Here is a 14,154-nt window from a genome sequence, read left to right as displayed (position 1 = left end):
CCTTCGCTGTAGCTATCAGGGCTGGGAATGGCGCTCAACATCGTGATCATGGCCGCGGGCAAGGGCACCCGCATGAAGTCGGCAACGCCCAAGGTGTTGCACAAGCTCGCCGGGCGCTCGCTGCTGTCCCACGTGCTCAAGAGCTGCGAGCCCCTGGCCGCCGCGGCCCGTATCGTCATCACCGGCCACGGGGCCGAAGCGGTCGAGGCCGCCGTCGCCGCAGACGGCATCGCCTTCGTGCGCCAGATGCCCCAGCTCGGCACGGGCCACGCCATCCAGCAGGCCGTGCCGGCCCTGGTGGGAGAAGGCACCACCCTCATCCTCAACGGCGACGTGCCGCTGATCGAGACCGCCACCGCCAAGGCCCTGATCGACGCCTGCGCGGGCCACGCCCTGGTGCTGCTGACGGTCGACCTCTTCGACCCCACTGGCTATGGCCGCATCATCCGCGACCCCGACGACGGCGGCGTGCTCGCCATCGTCGAGCACAAGGACGCCACGCCCGAGCAGCGCCTCATCCACGAGGGCTACAGCGGCATGATGGCCGCGCCCACCGCGGCGCTGAAGCGCTGGGTCGGCCAGCTGAAGAACGACAACGCCCAGGGCGAGTACTACCTGACCGACATCGTCGCCATGGCCGTGGCCGAGGGCCTGCCGGTGCTGGGCATCAAGGCCGGCAGCGAGACCGAGGTGCTGGGCGTCAACGACCCGGTGCAGCTGGCCCAGCTGGAGCGCGCCTTCCAGGCCCAGCAGGCCGAGGCGCTGATGCGCGCCGGCGTGCGCCTGGCCGACCCGGCCCGCTTTGACCTGCGCGGCACGCTGACCCACGGCCAGGACGTCGAGATCGACGTCAACTGCGTCTTCGAGGGCGAGGTGGAACTGGGCGACGGCGTGCGCATCGGCGCGAACTGCGTCATCCGCAATGCCCGCATCGGCGCCGGCGCGCGCATCCACGAGTTCACCCACATTGACGGCGAAAAGCCGGGCGGCGCGGTGGTGGGCGAAGGCGCCCTCATCGGCCCCTTCGCGCGGCTGCGGCCCGGCGCCCAGCTGGGCGCGGAGGTGCACATCGGCAACTTCGTCGAGGTCAAGAACTCCACCCTGGCCAAGGGCGCCAAGGCCAACCACCTCGCCTACCTCGGCGATGCCACGGTGGGCGAGCGCGTGAACTACGGCGCCGGCAGCATCACCGCCAACTACGACGGCGCCAACAAGCACCGCACCACCATCGGCGACGACGTGCACGTGGGCTCCAACTGCGTGCTCGTCGCCCCGGTCACCCTCGGCGCCGGCGCCACCATCGGCGGCGGCTCCACGATCACCAAGGACGTCAACCCCGGCGACCTCGCCGTCGCGCGCGGCAAACAGGTCGCCCTCACGGGCTGGACCCGGCCCGCCAAGAAGCGTTGAATAGAGCCCGTCCCGTGACTTTGTTCCGCCGATTGCGTCACGACGCCCGGGGCGCGGGGGCGGCGATGCAGCCACTCCCCCGTTAGGATCATCCCGTCCAACGACTCGATTGCCCATGGCCCACGAACTCGACTTCGCCGCGCTCTCGCTCGATGACGCCGTCCCGGCCGACCTGGGCGCTTACGAGGCCCTCCAGGCCCGCCGCGAAGGCGAGGAAGCCGAGGCACGCAACCGCGCCCTCGAGCTCAAGGCCCAGGCCTGCGACAACGCCGCCGAAGCCTGCTGGTACCTGGCCCGCAGCCTGGGTGCCGCCCGCGACCTGCCGCAGGACGGCGAAGCCAGCCTCGAACTGCTCTTCCAGCTGATCGGCGCCCTGGCCGACCTGCCCACCGACATCGCCGCCGCCCCGCTGCCCGAGGTGGTGGGTGGCCGCGACGACGGCATCACCGAACTCTGCCTGCAGCTGGAGGCCGCCCGCGAGACGGCCGAGGAAGCGCTGATCGACGCCGAGCTGGCGCCGGCCCCCCACCAGCATTGCCACTGAGGCAGCCCGCGGCTGAAGAAGAAAAGGCGCCCGAGGGCGCCTTTGTCGTTTCCGGACTCGGCCGGGTCAGAGGCCGTCGGCAGCGCCGGTGGGCGCCTGGCTGACAACCGGCGAAGGCGGCAGCGTCAGCCGGTTGTCGACGGCCTTCACGCCCGAGGTCGAGGCGGCCACGACGGTGGCGCGGGCGCGCGCCTGGGCATCGGGGGCCTGGCCCTCCAGCTTGACGACACCATGGTCGGTGCTGACCGCGATGGGCACGCCGGCCAGCGTCGCCTCGGAAGCGAGGGCCACGCGCACCTGCTGGGTGATGCCGGCGTCCTCGGGCGCGGCCGATGGCGGCTGGACCTGGGCCTGCTGCGGCGTTGCCTGGGCCAGCGGCGGGGCGCCCGGGGACGTGGCGCTCGCGGTGGCGTCAGACGTCACGGCGGCCACCGGCGGGGTCGCCTGCTGGGGCATGGCCTGGGCCGTGGCGGCAGGTGTCGTCAGCGCGGTCGCCGGGCCGGCCGCCGTGGGCGCCATCACGATGGGCGCATTGCCCTGGGCCACGCCCTGGGGCTGCAGATCGGGCGCCGGCGCGGCGGCGACAGGGGCCGACGGCTGCAGGGCGGCCGAGGGACGCGGCTGCAGGGCCGGCGAGGGGGCCGGCTCCGGCTCGGCGCGCGGGTTGGCACGCACCACGAGGTCAGGGCGCGGCGCCGGTGCCGTCGCCTGGGCCAGGGGGCGCGACTCCGGTGCCGGCTTGACGGTCGTCACGGGCTTGCCCAGCGTGGCTGCCGGCGTGTCGGCCCGCGAGTTGTCGGCGGCGGCCGTGGTCGTCGTCGCGCTGCCGGTCGTGGCATCGGCCGCGGCGGTCGAGCCCGTGTCGGCGGGCTGCGAGGCCGCGGTGTCGGCGGCGGGCGTGGCGGCTGCAACGTCGGTGGCGGGCTGGGCCGGCTGCGGCTCGGCGCTGCCGGTGACGGTGGCCGGCGCGGTGGCGGTGTCGTGGGCCGGGCGGTTCACGGCCCAGACGGCCAGGGCGGCGATCACGGCGGCGCCGGCACCGGCGGCCACCATCCAGTTGCGCTGGCCCTCCTGGCGCGGCGGCATCGCGGCGGCGTGGGTGGCCTGGGCGCGCGGCACGTCGCGCCGCACTTCCGGGCGAGGCTGAGGGTCGATGCGCGGCGTCGACGCGGCCGAGGCCGCCTGGCTCGCAGACACCGGCGGGATCGTCGACATCTCCGGCGTCACCCGTTGTTGCGGCGCCTTCATGCGCATCGCACCGCCCGCAGGCGCCTTGGCCGCATGCAGCGGGGCATGGACGCCGTCCTTCAGCGCATCGGGAAGGTGCTCAGGCTTGGTCGTTTCCAGGTGACTGGCCCAACCTTCGGCGTGCACGGATTTCGGGAATTTCATGTCGGCCTCCTGTCGTCGTTGTCGACGTTTGCGGTAGGAACGACTTTGAAGTGACCCAGGCCCGTGACTTGCCGGCCGCGGCAGCCTCGCCCTGTAGGACAAGGGGCCGGGATCGTGAGCAGTTGTGACGTTGGTGAAGAGACCGGCTCAGAACCCGCGCACCGGCAACGTCTGGTCACGCTGCAGCCAGTTGCGGGGCGAATAGCGGCTCGCTGCGTCGGTCACGTGCAGGGTGTAGGCGTGGCGCGAGCGGTCCGAGCGGTTGGCGGCCGAGTAATGCGGCAGCAGGCCATGGAAGACGACGAGCGAGCCGGCCTCGACCTCCAGCGGCACGGCCTGGGCGGCATCGGCGGCCGGCCACGGAGAGGGGTCGACCTGCTCCATCCAGGCCCTGCGGCCCTCGCGCACGAAGCGTTCGCGCAGTACGCCCCGCGGCCCGCGATGGCCGCCCGGCTCGGCCCAGAGGCAGCCGTTGTGCAGCGTCGCATCCTCCAGGGCGAACCAGAAGGTGGTCACGGTGATGGGGTCGGTCTCGAAGAAGCTGGCGTCCTGGTGCCAGCGCACCTCGCCGCCGATGCCGGGCTGCTTGAAGATGAACATGCTCTGCCAGACCTGCGGCCGGGCCAGGCCCAGCGCCGCAGCCACGCCGCGCAGGGCCTCGCCCTTGCTGAAGGCGCTGAAGACGGGATCGAGGTCGTGCATCGCATGGCCGATCTTGTTGATGGCCAGCGCCTTGTCCACCCGCAGGCGGCCGGCGTCGTCGAAGGCCTCCTCCTCGAAGAAGCAGCGGACCTGGTCGCCGCTGTCGAGGAAGTAGTCATCCACGTGGCGCTGCTGCTCCTCCGTCGTGAACACGGGGCGCTGCTCGCCCGGGTCGAACTCATCGACGATGCGCAGCGCCCGCTCGCGCAGCGCGGCGATGTCGGCGGCGGACTTGAAGCCCGGCAGGACCAGATAGCCCTGTTCTTGGTAGCGGTCGGCGTCTAGGGTCATGACTGTGCGCAAGGGAGTTGTGCGGATTGTGTGCCCGCCACGCAGGCCTCACAGTGTGCGCACCGCAACGCCAGGGAGAGTCCTCATGAAAGCGCTGAAGAGGCTGTTGGCCGCCGTCGTCCTGCTGCTCGCCGTGCTGCTCGGCGGCGGCCTGCTGCTGTCGCCCCGGTTCGCCGTGTCGCGCACGGTAACGGTCAACGCGCCGCCCGAGAAGGTCTACGCCCTCGTCGCCGACCCGCGCGGCTGGAAGCAGTGGAGCGCCTGGAACCGGCGCGACCCGGCCATGGCCATCGAGTACAGCGGCGCAGCCTCGGGCGTCGGCGCCGTCTGGGCCTGGAAGAGCAAGAGCCAGGGCGACGGCCGCATGAGCTTCACGTCCGCCGAGCCGCCCAAGCGCCTGGGCTACGAACTCTTCTTCCCGGACTTCGGCACCACCTCCAGCGGCGAGTTCCGTCTCGACCCCAATGGCGGCGCCACCCAGGTCACCTGGACCATGGACGGCGACATGGGCGCCAACCCCGTCTACCGCTGGATGGGCCTGTTCATGGACCGCATGGTCGGCCCCGACTTCGACGCCGGCCTCGCCAACCTCAAGGCTCTCGCCGAAAAGCCCTGAACGCGCGTCAGGCGGGCTCCCACACCAGCGCCAGCGCCAGGGCCGCCTCGGTGGCGGCGCGGCCGAGCGGCGTGGCGGGGTCGGGCCGGCGCAGGCGCGGCAGGCCGCTGGCGAGGTCCAGGCTGGCGACGACCTGGCCCTCGTGCAGCATCTCGTAGCCCACCGCCGATGGCTGCACCAGGGAGCTCCCCTCCAGCAGGTGCACCGAGCGCAGGCCCAGGGTCAGCTCGCCGCGGCGGTAGCTGCCTTCGCGGGTCGACTGCCCGCGCCGGACCTGGCCTTCGCCGATCTGCAGCACGGCGTCGGAGGCGCCGCTCCAGCGGCAGTTCAGCGTCCAGGGCCGCACGGTGGCGGTGATGCCGCGGGCCGTGGCCTCGGCCTGGCGGGCCGTGCAGTCGGCCGTGGCGTCGCCCGCCGGGCCGGACCAGGTGTAGCGCAGCGTCGAGCGGCCCGAGGCCAGGGTGTCGAACAGCGAAAGCCGGTCCGCACTGCGCTCGTAGCGCACGCGCTGGCCGCTCAGCATGAACTCCCCGCGCCGGCCCCAGCCCGGCTTGCCGAAAGGCTCCTCCGCCACGCCCGCCACCGAAGCCGCCTGCGCCATATGGGCCTCACGCACGGTGGCGCAGCCGGCGGCCAGCAAGGCGATGAGCGTCAGGGCAATGGCGGGGGTGTGGGGCATGGCGCACCTCGGAGCGGCAACCGCCCGAACTCTAGTGGCTCTGGCGGCCGGCCGCCTCGGCAATTGCAAGCGATTCCGAACGGCGCTGTGCCCGTCAACAGACTGTTACGCGGCGGGCCCTGCCGGCTCGATCGCGTACGGCGGGAAGGCTATTCGACGCTGCGTTTGCCGAGCACGGCGGCGATGGCCGCCTCGGCAACCGGCCCGGAGAGCGCGTCGCCGAGCTTGAGCATCAACTGACGCTGCAGCTGCGAGACGGTGTGCTGGCTCAGCCCCAGGCGCACGGCGATGTCCCTCAAGCTGCCCCCCTGGGCGAGGGCGCGCAGCACCTCGGCCTCGCGCACCGACAGCTCGGCCCGCGTGAACAGGTCGACGGCCCTCGGCGCCGGTGCGCCGTAGACCGGCCGGCCCTCGGCGTCGACCACCACCTCGCCCGACAGGCGAAGGCCCGCGCAGGGCAAGGCCTTGTAGACCGCATCCTTGCCGAAGACGTCGACGGCGGCCTGGACGCCCTGCGTCGACGCGTCCTTCTCGAGGCGCCGGACGACGCTGAGGCGCCGGGACTCGCTGTCCCATCCGGGCTTTTCGCGGTCGAGTTCGGCCACCGAGCGGGCGAGGTCCGCTTCGGCACTGATCCATGCGCCCGATGGGGCGAAACGGACTCCGCGTCTCATGGCGGCCAGTCTACTCCTCACACCACCGGGACGGTGAACCCCCTGCCCTGTGCGAAATCCCGAAGCCGCGCGCCGCCGAGCCCCTGCAGGTCGAGGTGCCCGCGCCAATGCCCCCCGACGAGAAGAAGGCCGGACAGCGGGTGCTGGAGTCCGAGGGCATGCCTGACCCGGGAGTCGTCATCGAGGCTCACCACTTCGAAGATCGCCGCGGGATCGTCGTCCGCCAGGATGGCCTGGATCGCACTGCCGAGCGACCGGCCGTGCAGCAGGGCGAACGAAGGCTCCACGGCGGGCGGCAGTTTCAGGTAGTTGGCCTGGATGACCTTCCGAAGGGCGGACCACGCCTGCACGTTGGATGGGCAAAAGCCCAGGCGAGGCCAGATCGCGCTCCCGCCGGAGAGGCCCGCGGCCAGCTCGACGCGGTGGATGCCGATCGCGGGGTAGACGACCGAGGCATTCACCATCGCCCGGTCGGCGAGGCCCTTGCCCTCGCCGCTGCGCTTCGGATTGCGCACCATGTACTCGTGTTGGACCACGCCAGCGGCGAAGTCGGCACTGCGCTCGAGATAGGCCAGCGGCCCCTTCGAATCCGCTAGGAAAAGCCAGAACTTTCCTTTGTCGCGCCGCCGCAGGTGAAGCCTGACCGCCACGGGCGTCGGGAACTCGTAGCCGAGCGCCTCCCAGGTGGCCGGCAACCGCGCCTTGGCATGGGCAAGACGGTCGAGGCGGCGCTTCTGGCGCGCCAGCTCCGCCTTGCCGGCGCTTTTGGAGGAGTCCCTGGGGCTGTGCGAGAACCCGGCGGGCAGCCGCACCGGGCGGGACCGCAGTCTCGTATTCAGGCTCTGCAATGCCGCTCGCCAGGCGCCGGGGACGTAGCGGTGCTTGGTGAAAGCCACCGTCCACATCCATGCAGGCAACTCGACGGGCTTGCTGCCCGCACCCGGCTTCGTCCTCATCGCCTCTCCCTGAATCTTCTTCGGGACATTGTGCCGGCCCCCAGGGCTCCGCAGCCGTGCTGAAATCGGCTCGGCAACGGGAGAGTCCATGAAACGCGTGACCGGTTTTGGCGGCATCTTCTTCAAGTCCCGCGACCCTCAGGCCCTGGCCGAGTGGTATCGCGTGCACCTGGGCCTGGACGTGCAGCCCTGGGGCGGCGCCGAGCTGCCCTGGGCTTCGCCGGACAACCCGGGCGGCACCGGCAGCTCGATGTGGACGCCCTTCAAGGCCGACACCGGCTACTTCGCGCCGAGCCAGGCGGCCTTCATGGTGAACTTCCGCGTGGCCGACCTGCATGGCCTGGTGGCCGCGCTGCGCGCCGAAGGCTGCGAGGTGGTCGGCGAGCCGCAAGATTCCGAGTACGGCAAGTTCGGCTGGGTGCTCGACCCCGAGGGCAACAAGGTCGAGCTCTGGGAGCCGCCCGCCGCCACGGGCTGACGCTCAGTTGTTGCGTACGGGCGCGTCCTGGCCCGGCAGCACCACCTCGCCCTCGGGCGCCGAGGCCGGCGGCTCGGGCTCCCTGACGCCGATGCGCGCAATGGCCAGGTCGCCGGCGAACTCGCTGTAGAACCAGTCGTCGCCCACGCGCGTGAGGCCTTCGCTCGGCGGGGTCAGTTGCATGTTGGGCTGGCCGCGCAGCGCCACGGCCATCGTCGAGGCCCACACCGGCAGGGCCAGGCCGCCGCCGGTCTCGCGCTCGCCGAGGGACCGGGGCTGGGGATAGCCGATCCACACCGCGCCCACGCGCGAGGCCTGGAAGCCGCAGAACCAGGCGTCCACGGCGTCGTTGGTGGTGCCCGTCTTGCCGTAGAGGTCCCAGCGGCCGAGCAGCGAGCTGGCCTTGGCGGCCGTGCCCTCGCGGGCGACGGCGGCCAGCAGTTGGGCCGTCATGAAGGCATTGCGGGCGCTGATGGCCTGCTGGGGCTTGGGCGGCTCCGCCTTCCAGATGACGGTGCCCTGGGCGTCCTGCACGCGGTCGATGAGCCAGGCGGTCGGGCGCAGGCCGGCGTTGTCGAAGGCCGCGTAGGCTTGGGCCATCTGCAGCGGCGTGACCGAGCCGGTGCCCAGGGCCAGGGTCAGGTTCAGCGGCTGCTTGTCCTCCTCCAGCCCGAAGCGCGCCGCCCAGGCGCGGGCCCGCTGCGGCCCCAGGGCCTGGGTGATGCGGATGGTGACCATGTTCTTGGAGCGCGCCAGGGCCTGGCGCAGCGTGAGGGCCTCCTCGTACTGGCCGTCGTAGTTGCGCGGCGCCCAGTCGCCCTGGACGAAGGGCTCGTCGCTCACCAGCGTGCCGGCCCAGCCGCCCTGCTCGATCAGGGCCGAGTAGATGAAGGGCTTGAAGGCCGAGCCGGGCTGGCGGTAGGCCTGGGTGGCCGAGTTGAACTGGTTACGCGCGAAGTCGAAGCCGCCCACGAGGGCACGGATGGCGCCCGTCGCCGGATCCAGCGTGACGACCGCGCCTTCGGCCTGGGGCGTCTGGCTCAGCAGCCACTGCTTGTTGGACTCCAGCAGCCTCAGCACGGCGCCGGGCTTGAGGTTCTGCAGCGGACGCAGCGACGCGCCCTTCAAGGTGACCTCGTCGCCGTCGGACAGCACCAGCACGGCGGCGTTCTTCTCCATCTTCAGCAAGACGGCTGCGCGCAGCTCGCCGAGGTCGGGATGGGCCTCGAAGGCGGCGTCCAGCGCCTCGTCGAGCTGTTCGCTGTCTTCCGGCAGCTCGATGGTGGCCTCGGGGCCGCGGAAGGGCTGGCGCCGCTCCAGCTCGAAGAGGGCGTGGCGCAGGGCCTCCTGGGCCGCGCTCTGCTCGGCGTAGAGCAGCGTCGTCGTCACCGTCAGGCCGCGCGTGTAGGACTCCTCGCCATAACGGGCCACCATCTCGGCGCGCACCTGCTCGGCGGCATGGTCGGCCACGCCTGACAGGCGCTTGGGCCGGCGCACCTCCAACGGCTTCTCGCGCGCGGCCTGGGCCTCCTCGGCGGTGATGAGGCCCACCGCCGCCAGCCGTCCGAGCACGACGGCCTGGCGGCGCCGGGCGCGCTCGGGGTAGAGCACCGGGTTGAGCTTGTTGGGGTCCTTGGGCAGGCCGACGAGGATGGCGATCTCGCCCGTGGTGAGCTTGTCCAGCGGCTTGCCGAAGTAGCGCTCCGCCGCCGCGCCGAAGCCATAGGCCTTGTTGCCCAGCGAGATCTGGTTCATGTAGATCTCGAGGATCTGCTCCTTGGTCAGGTTGTGCTCGATCTTGATGGCGAGCAGCCCTTCCTGCATCTTGCGCGACAGCGTCTGGCGGTTGCTCAGGAACATGTTGCGCGCGAGCTGCTGGGTGATGGTGGATGCGCCCTGCAGCCGGCGCGGATGCAGGATGTTGTGCAGCATCGCCCGGGCGATGCCGCCGTAGTCGATGCCGGAGTGGGTGTAGAAGTCGCTGTCCTCCACGGCCAGCAGGGCGTCCTGCAAGGGCTTGGGGATGTCTTTCAGCGGCACGAAGCGGCGGCGCTCGGCGCCGAACTCGCCCAGCAGCTGGCCGTCGGCGCTCATCACGCGCAGCGGCTGGTGGGGCTGGTAGTCGGTCAGCGCATCGAGCGCGGGCAACTGCGCCCAGATGATGGTGGCCAGGATGAGGCCGACCAGCAGGATGAGCAGCGGGACGGCCAGCGTCGCGGCGACCCACGGGCGCCGGGCAAGGAAATTCAGCATGGGCCGCATCGTAGGCCGACTCGCCGCCGGTGCCGGCGCGCCCCGCCTGCCGGAAGTCACCCCGGCCCGTCCGCCATCCGCCGGCCAAAGCGGTTCGTCGGCCCGATCGCGCGGTTCGTCCGGCGGCAGCTGACTCGCGGCATGCCGATCCGTAACTTTGCGCCATCGACCACTCACCCCCGCCTGCCATGAAGACCCTCCTGCCCCTGCTGGTGCTCGCCACCGCCCCCGCCTTCGCCGCGCCGGCTCCCTCCGAGGCGCCCGCCGGCTGCCCGGACCTGACCGGTCAGCTGAGCGAATACCTGGCCAGCGCCAAGCAGCGCATCGGCCGTGAAGGCGACGTGCGCGTGGAGTTCGACGTCGACGCCGCCGGCCACACCCGGCTCGTCGCCATGCAAGGCACGCGGTCCTACCGCGCGCCGGTGCGCATCGCGATGGAGTCGCTGGACTGCCGGGCCGGCGCGCCGCAGCGCTACGTCCTTAACATCCGCTTCGCCGACCCCCTGCCCCGGGTCGTCGCGACGGCGGCGTCCGCCACCGTGGCACAAGCCCTGCCGACCGAATCGCGCTGACGCTCCCTTCGATGCCCGACACCGCCGTCCACCGCTTCGCCCTGCTGCACCGGCGCAGCCTGCTGGCGGCCGGCGGCCTGAGCCTCGCGCTGGGCATGGCGCTGACGCTGCCGGCGGGCATGCGCTGCGTGCTCGCCACGGTGCGCCATGCCGAGCTGAGCTGCCATTCGGGAGAGATCGTCGGCAGCGGCCTCGCCCTCGCCGCCCTGCTGTGGGGCCTGTGGCTGGGCGCGGCGCTCACCGAGCCCTGGCTGCCGCGGCACCGGCCGGCGCGCACCTGGGGCCTGGCCGTGCAGATCGGCGGCCTGGCGCTGCTCTTCGCCGGGCTCAACCGAAGCGCCCATTTCCTGGGCGGGGATGGCGAGCTCGGCCCGTATTCGCTGCAGGTGCTGCTGACCGTCACCACCTGCGTCTGCCTGGGGCTGGAATACCGCCAGCGCGCCCAGCGCGGCGAGGCCAGCGCCGAAGACCTGCGCCGCGGCGAGCAGCACCTGGCCCGCCAGCTCGACGCCGCCCGCGCCGCCCTGCTGCAGGCCCAGGTGGAGCCGCATTTCCTCTTCAACACCCTGGCCCACCTGCGCCGCTTGGCACGCACCGACGCGCGCGCAGCTCACGCCATGCTCGGCGAGCTGCGCCGCTACCTGGCCGCCGCCCTGCCCGAGCTGCGCCAGGCCGAGACGCCGCTGGCGCGCGAGCTGGAGCTCGTCGAGGCCTTCCTGGCCCTGCACCAGCGCCGCATCGGCCCCGAGCGCCTCACGCTGCGCTTCGAGGTCGCGCCCGGCCTGGGCGAGGTCATCGTGCCCTCCACCTGCCTGCTGACGCTGGCGGAGAACGCCATCAAGCACGGCATCGGTCCGCAGGTGGCCGGCGGCGAGATCTGCGTGCGCGCCGGACCGGACCCCGACGAGCCCGGCCTGCTGCGCCTGGAGGTGGCCGACACCGGCGCCGGCATGGGCGCCAGCAGCGGCAGCGGCACGGGCCTGGCCACGCTGCGCGCGCGGCTGGCCGCCTATGGCCCAGCCGCCCGGCTGAGCCTGCACCTCAACCAGCCGCGCGGCCTCATCGCCCGCGTGCAGTTGCCGCGATGAGGTGGCCGGGCGCCGTCCCCTCCTTCAAGCCCGGCGACCTGGGCTGGATGCTGCTCGTCGGCGCGGCCACGCTGGTGGCCAACGGCACGCCGCTGAACAACGGCATGTCGCCCGGCGCCACGCTCGACGCGCTGGCCTACAACGTCCTCCAGTTCGGCGTGCCGGCGGTGCTGCTGCTGCGACTGGCCGATGCGCTGGTCGACGCCGGCCGGCTGCCGGTCTGGCTGGCCTATGCCGGCGTGGTGGCGCTGACGGTGGTGGGCGGCGTCTGGCTGATCGCGCCGCGCCTCTACCCGCTGCTCGGCAAGGTCGGCTGGTGGACCTGGGAGAACGACTTCGCCCTGGCCAGCACGACGCTGATCTGGCACGGCCTGGGCGTGGCCGTCTACGTGCAGCTGCGCTTCTCGCGCCGTGCCCAGGCGCGGCTGGCGACCCTGCAGGACACCGCGGCCCGGCGCGAGCGCCAGCTGGCTGCGACCCAGCTGCTTGCGCTGCAGGCGCGGGTGGACCCGGCCCTGCTGTCCGAGCGCCTGGCCGCCATCGACGACGAACTGCTGCACCAGCCCCAGCGCGCCCAGGCCCGGCTGGCCGCGCTGATCGACTGGCTGCGCGCCCTGCAGCCCCACGTGGAGGCCGAGGTGTCGACGCTGGCCCGCGAGGTGGCCGCCCTGCGCGCCTACGCCCGGCTCGTGGGCACCGACGCCCAGCACACCGAGCGCCTGCACCTGGCCGGCCTGGGCGAGCCGCCCGAGTGGCCGCTGGCGCCCATGGTGCTGCTGCCGCTGGTGCGCCCGCTGCTGGACGACGGCACCACGCTGTGGAGCCTGTCCCTGCACGCCACCCCGGCGACGGCCGAGCTGCGCCTGCGCGCCCTCGGCCCCGACCTCAGCCTCACCCGCCTGGCCGCCGGGCGCGTGCCCCTGGCCGAGCTGGCACAGCGGCTGCGCGCCGTGCACGGCCAGGCCGCCAGCCTCACGCTGACCGTCGAAGATATGCCCCTGTTCAAGCTGATCTGGCCCCTGCCCGCCGCCGCGCCGCCGACATGACCCGCATCCTCATCGCCGAAGACGAAGCCCTGCTCGCCGTCGAGATCCGCGAGGAGCTGCTGCGCCAGTGGCCCGAGGCCCAGGTCGTGGGCATGGCCCGCGACGGCCACGAGGCCCTGCGCCTGGTGGAGCAGCTGGCGCCCGAGGTCTGCTTCCTGGACGTGCAGATGCCGGGCCTGTCCGGCCTGCAGGTGGCCCAGCTCATCGGCGGGCGGGCCCACGTCGTCTTCATCACCGCCCACGAGCGCTATGCCGTGCAGGCCTTCGACGAAGGCGCCGTGGGCTACCTGCTCAAGCCCCTGGACCCCGCGCGCATGGCCAGGACGCTGCTGCGCCTGAAGGAGCGCCTCACGCAGCCGCCCGCCGACCTCGGCGGCCTGGCGGCGCGCACGGCACCCGCCGCCGCCGTCGAGCCGCTGCGCTGGATCACCGTGCAGCGCGGGCGCGAGCTGCAGCTCATCACGGTGGAAGACGTGGCCTACTTCCGGGCCGACCACAAATACGTCGCCGTCGTCACGGCCGACAGCGAGGCCCTCATCTCCGTGCCCCTCAAGGAGCTGGTGCAGCGCCTGGACGGCGAGCATTTCTGGCAGGTGCACCGCTCCACCATCGTCAACGCCCACGCCATCAAGTCGGTCAGCCGCTCCCTCAGCGGCAAGCTGCACATCACGCTGAAGGACCGTCCCGAGACGCTGGAGGTCAGCCCGACCTACGCCCACCGCTTCAAGCAGCTGTAGCGGCGATGCGCCCGTCGATCACCTCGATGAGGCGGTCGCAGCGCTGGGCGAAGGCTGGGTTGTGGGTCACGAAGAGCACCGCCGTGCCGGCCTCGGTGCTGAAGCGGCGCAGCAGGGCGAACACGGCCTCGGCGCTCTTGGTGTCGAGGTTGCCGGTGGGTTCGTCGGCCAGCAGCAGCGGGGGCTGCAGGGCCAGGGCCCGGGCGACGGCCACGCGCTGCTGCTGGCCGCCCGAGAGCCGGTCGGCAGGGCGGTCGGCGAAATCGGCCAGGCCCACCGCCGCCAGCAGCTCGGCGGCGCGCACGCGCATGGCCGCGTCGGGAAAGCCGCGCTGGCCCAGCAGCGGCAGCATGACGTTCTCCAGCGCACTGAAGGCGGCGATCAGGTGGTGGTACTGGAAGACGAAGCCGATGCTACGCCCGCGCAGCCGCGTGAGGCCGGCGTCGTCCAGCGTGGCGGTATCCAGGCCCTGGATGAAGAGCTGGCCGGACGAGGGGCGGTCGAGCAGGCCGACGATGTTGAGCAGGGTGCTCTTGCCCGAGCCCGAGGGGCCCATGACGGCGCAGAACTCGCCGGGCTGCAGGGCCAGGTCGATGCCGTGCAGCACCTCGGTCTCGATGGGCGTGCCGACGTTGAAGGCCTTCTTCACGCCGACGAGCTGGACGACGGGCTGGGTCATGCTCAGTTGTCCCTTCCGCGTTCGCGGCCCCCGCGAC

The 14,154-nt window shown here is 72.4% G+C and carries 15 protein-coding genes; 8 read left to right on the top strand and 7 right to left on the bottom strand.

The window, feature by feature from the left end:
* Positions 1-27: 27 nt before the first annotated feature.
* Together glmU and LXT12_RS09800 are read left to right on the top strand one after the other, a co-directional pair.
* Positions 28-1,410: a bifunctional UDP-N-acetylglucosamine diphosphorylase/glucosamine-1-phosphate N-acetyltransferase GlmU gene (gene glmU, locus LXT12_RS09805; RefSeq protein WP_233391529.1), complete on the top strand. Its 1,383-nt coding sequence runs from the start codon at positions 28-30 to the stop codon at positions 1,408-1,410.
* A 115-nt stretch (positions 1,411-1,525) separates the two neighbouring features.
* Positions 1,526-1,954, top strand: coding sequence for a hypothetical protein (locus tag LXT12_RS09800; protein WP_233391527.1), 429 nt, complete (start codon positions 1,526-1,528; stop codon positions 1,952-1,954).
* 66 nt (positions 1,955-2,020) lie between these two features.
* Here LXT12_RS09800 and LXT12_RS09795 read toward each other — a convergent pair whose 3' ends face one another.
* Both LXT12_RS09795 and LXT12_RS09790 read right to left on the bottom strand, forming a co-directional pair.
* On the bottom strand, positions 2,021-3,346 hold the full coding sequence (locus LXT12_RS09795; protein ID WP_233391525.1) for a BON domain-containing protein: 1,326 nt from the start codon (positions 3,344-3,346) through the stop codon (positions 2,021-2,023).
* Positions 3,347-3,493: 147 nt separating this feature from the next.
* Positions 3,494-4,339, bottom strand: coding sequence for a phytanoyl-CoA dioxygenase family protein (locus LXT12_RS09790; protein WP_233391523.1), 846 nt, complete (start codon positions 4,337-4,339; stop codon positions 3,494-3,496).
* A gap of 85 nt (positions 4,340-4,424) precedes the next feature.
* Between LXT12_RS09790 and LXT12_RS09785 the strand changes: the two genes are divergently transcribed.
* Complete coding sequence (locus tag LXT12_RS09785; protein WP_233391521.1) at positions 4,425-4,955, top strand: SRPBCC family protein; 531 nt, start codon at positions 4,425-4,427, stop codon at positions 4,953-4,955.
* A 7-nt stretch (positions 4,956-4,962) separates the two neighbouring features.
* On the opposite strand, the gene LXT12_RS09780 is transcribed toward LXT12_RS09785, so the two are convergent.
* The 3 genes from LXT12_RS09780 to LXT12_RS09770 all read right to left on the bottom strand — a co-directional run bounded on the left by LXT12_RS09780 (position 4,963) and on the right by LXT12_RS09770 (position 7,264).
* Positions 4,963-5,634 carry a hypothetical protein gene (locus tag LXT12_RS09780; protein ID WP_233391519.1) on the bottom strand — a complete coding sequence of 224 codons (672 nt, stop codon included), beginning with the start codon at positions 5,632-5,634 and terminating at the stop codon, positions 4,963-4,965.
* Positions 5,635-5,783: 149 nt separating this feature from the next.
* Positions 5,784-6,308 carry a helix-turn-helix transcriptional regulator gene (locus LXT12_RS09775; RefSeq protein ID WP_233391517.1) on the bottom strand — a complete coding sequence of 175 codons (525 nt, stop codon included), beginning with the start codon at positions 6,306-6,308 and terminating at the stop codon, positions 5,784-5,786.
* Between the two features lie 17 nt (positions 6,309-6,325).
* Positions 6,326-7,264 (bottom strand): hypothetical protein, encoded by a 939-nt coding sequence (locus LXT12_RS09770; protein ID WP_233391516.1) that lies wholly within the window; start codon positions 7,262-7,264, stop codon positions 6,326-6,328.
* 88 nt (positions 7,265-7,352) lie between these two features.
* Here LXT12_RS09770 and LXT12_RS09765 point away from each other — a divergent pair, with 88 nt between their 5' ends.
* Positions 7,353-7,742 (top strand): VOC family protein, encoded by a 390-nt coding sequence (locus LXT12_RS09765; protein WP_233391514.1) that lies wholly within the window; start codon positions 7,353-7,355, stop codon positions 7,740-7,742.
* Between the two features lie 3 nt (positions 7,743-7,745).
* Here LXT12_RS09765 and LXT12_RS09760 read toward each other — a convergent pair whose 3' ends face one another.
* Positions 7,746-9,995 carry a penicillin-binding protein 1A gene (locus LXT12_RS09760; protein WP_233391512.1) on the bottom strand — a complete coding sequence of 750 codons (2,250 nt, stop codon included), beginning with the start codon at positions 9,993-9,995 and terminating at the stop codon, positions 7,746-7,748.
* Positions 9,996-10,183: 188 nt separating this feature from the next.
* Between LXT12_RS09760 and LXT12_RS09755 the strand changes: the two genes are divergently transcribed.
* Genes LXT12_RS09755 through LXT12_RS09740 form a run of 4 tightly spaced genes read left to right on the top strand, consistent with a single transcriptional unit; the run spans position 10,184 to position 13,438 of the window.
* The gene (locus LXT12_RS09755) at positions 10,184-10,567 is read left to right on the top strand and encodes a hypothetical protein (RefSeq protein ID WP_233391510.1); all 384 of its coding nucleotides are present in this window, start codon (positions 10,184-10,186) and stop codon (positions 10,565-10,567) included.
* Positions 10,568-10,578: 11 nt separating this feature from the next.
* Positions 10,579-11,655 (top strand): sensor histidine kinase, encoded by a 1,077-nt coding sequence (locus LXT12_RS09750; protein WP_233391508.1) that lies wholly within the window; start codon positions 10,579-10,581, stop codon positions 11,653-11,655.
* A complete protein-coding gene (locus LXT12_RS09745; protein ID WP_233391506.1) occupies positions 11,652-12,701 on the top strand; it encodes a LytS family sensor histidine kinase in 1,050 nt (349 codons plus the stop codon). Before LXT12_RS09750 ends, LXT12_RS09745 begins: the two co-directional genes overlap by 4 nt.
* A complete protein-coding gene (locus tag LXT12_RS09740) occupies positions 12,698-13,438 on the top strand; it encodes a LytR/AlgR family response regulator transcription factor (protein ID WP_233391504.1) in 741 nt (246 codons plus the stop codon). Before LXT12_RS09745 ends, LXT12_RS09740 begins: the two co-directional genes overlap by 4 nt.
* Here LXT12_RS09740 and LXT12_RS09735 read toward each other — a convergent pair.
* Positions 13,425-14,117 (bottom strand): ABC transporter ATP-binding protein, encoded by a 693-nt coding sequence (locus LXT12_RS09735; protein WP_233391502.1) that lies wholly within the window; start codon positions 14,115-14,117, stop codon positions 13,425-13,427. The genes LXT12_RS09740 and LXT12_RS09735 overlap by 14 nt on opposite strands.
* Positions 14,118-14,154: the final 37 nt, after the last annotated feature.

Origin of the sequence: Pelomonas caseinilytica, from assembly GCF_021353235.1 — a bacterium.
GTDB lineage: Bacteria > Pseudomonadota > Gammaproteobacteria > Burkholderiales > Burkholderiaceae_C > Pelomonas > Pelomonas caseinilytica.
Note: the sequence above shows the minus strand (reverse complement) of the source record. Positions and strands in the feature narration are given on the sequence as shown.